This window comes from Salsuginibacillus kocurii DSM 18087, assembly GCF_000377705.1.
In the GTDB taxonomy this organism is placed as follows: Bacteria; Bacillota; Bacilli; order Bacillales; family Marinococcaceae; genus Salsuginibacillus; species Salsuginibacillus kocurii.
In genome coordinates, this window is sequence record NZ_KB898645.1 from 1 (window position 1) to 2125 (window position 2125).

Consider the following 2125-nt stretch of genomic DNA (forward strand, 5'->3'; position numbering starts at 1 on the left):
CACACCCGTTCCCATGCCGAACACGGCCGTTAAGCTCTTCAGCGCCGATGGTAATCGGGGGGCAACCCCCCGTGAGAGTAGGACGCTGCCAGGCCCCATATAAGAAGACTCACACCAAATAGCTGGTGTGAGTCTTTTTTGTTACAAAAGATATTTTTAATTCGAAAAATTCAATTTCTTTGGAAACTCTTAAGTTTATGAGTGTGAAACTAGTGGTAAAATGTGTTACAAATCCTGTTTTTTGTATGATGTGAATTGATTATTCATTTTAAATTAAGGATAGGGGGCTATGAATGAAGCTACAAGATGTTTTGCCAAAGATGTCGAAGTTATATTTGTCGCGCACCGTTGACAGTTTTCTAAAAGACGTGAAAATGAAGAGCGAAGAAGAAATGCGAGAAGTCATCGTGAAAAATATAGAAGAATTCCAATATAAAGATCGAGTGAAGCGAAATTTGAATTTTTTGGAGGCAGATCGGGATACAGCTTTGCTAAATGAAATGATTCTTATGGCTTTAATGGATACAGAAGGTTACATTTTAAACGAAAGTAGTATCTTTGAAAAAGTAATTGCTTTGGAAGAACAAATTGTAGAAGAAAGCGAAGATGACGATTTTATCCGTTCCACGATGAATGAAGAATATTATACGATTTATATTGAAACGCTAAAAGCTGCTTGGCAAAAGGATGAAGAATTGAACTCACATGAAATTAACATTCTAAATGTCCTAAGAAGTCAGCTGGGTTTTAGTAGAAGGGATCATCATCTGATTGAAAGCCGGGCAGGTCGTTTTCCGCAGAAAAATAATAAGTTACATAATCATCGCCAGATTGAACAGGCATTAAAAGACTTGCAATTGAGAGGGCTAATTTTACGATTTAAAACAAATGATGCTTATTATGTCATCCCCAGTGAAATCGCTAGAATTATTCGGTATGAATTAGGGGGAGAATTACGAGCAGAAACTTATAAGCAATTACTAGAGGAGTTATCTAAGAATCAATTAAAGCAAATTTTATCTTCATTTGGTTTACTATCAAGTGGAACAAAAGAAGTGTTGGTGCAACGAGTGATAAAGTATAATATCCTCCCCTCTAAAGCGTTAAGTGCTTTTGCCAATCCAGAATTAGAAGATATTTTAAGAGGGTTAGAAGGGGTTAATATTAGTGGAACAAAAGATGAGAAAATAAGTAACATTATTGATTATTACGAAAACCTCTCTACTTCTCCAGCTTCCGACCCTGAAGATGAAAGATCTTTTTACTATGATTATTTTGAAGAGTTGGCCTATAGAAACTATAATACGCTTCGTGTAAATAAAGTTATAAATAAAGACCTTGATGTGGAAAAGTATTTTGAAGAAGCTACTAAGTATATTTTTGAAAAGAAACTTAAGCTTGAAACGGTAGCTATGCCAGGATCGAAACATGCAGATGGAAAGGTGAAATTTAACAGTAAGGAATCGGTATTGTGGGATAATAAAAGCTCCGAACAAGAATATGTTTTCACTGAAGAACATTTCCAACAATTTTTAGGTTATATTCGGGCAAACGATAATCGTGTTAATATCTTTATAATTATCACCTCGGAGATTTCTTCAGATGCTGTATCAAAAGCACATAAGTTAAAAGCCTTTACGGAGACGGACACTGATATTGCCTTAATCTCTGCAGAGAATTTGAAATTTGTAGCTGAAGAGTGGGAGGCTTATTCTAATCAAAAAAACCCCGCTTTTAATATGCAAGTATTTAACCTCACCGGTGAGTTAACAAGAGCTACTTTGCAGGATCGCATGAGTTGGGCCTTATCTTAATCATAAAGCCAAGCGTGAACTAGACAGTCAGTATGTGCTTGGCTTGGTGAATGTCTGCTAATTTCACAGTTTGGTGGAAGGGGGAGGGCAGCGTCACAGCAATTGAGTGTGGAGTGATGCCTAAAGAGTGTTGCGTGACGAGGACCGAGTGCGGAGTGAAACTCTATCAGTGCAGCATGACGCGAGTTTAGTGCGGCGTGATGGTATGTCAACACTAAACTGGACACATTTATAAAGTTGCTTTTTTAAATTCCATGGGAGACTGATAACCTAATGAGCTGTGTAAACGAATGTGATTAAACCAATGAACA

Annotated in this window: 2 protein-coding genes and 1 rRNA gene; 2 read left to right on the forward strand and 1 reads right to left on the reverse strand. The window is 37.1% G+C overall.

Annotated elements, in window-relative coordinates:
* Window positions 1–94, forward strand: a 5S ribosomal RNA gene (gene rrf / locus D469_RS21380); the annotation flags it as partial.
* A gap of 199 nt (window positions 95–293) precedes the next feature.
* Window positions 294–1814: an SAP domain-containing protein gene (locus D469_RS0119270; protein WP_018925016.1), complete on the forward strand. Its 1521-nt coding sequence runs from the start codon at window positions 294–296 to the stop codon at window positions 1812–1814.
* A 229-nt stretch (window positions 1815–2043) separates the two neighbouring features.
* Here D469_RS0119270 and D469_RS22825 read toward each other — a convergent pair.
* On the reverse strand, window positions 2044–2125 hold an 82-nt coding region (locus D469_RS22825; protein ID WP_156817046.1), incomplete at its 5' end, for an IS3 family transposase.

Coding starts and splice junctions, on each gene's coding strand:
- D469_RS0119270 (WP_018925016.1), top strand. CDS start 294: ATGAAGCTACAAGATGTTTTGCCAAAGATGTCGAAGTTATATTTGTCG.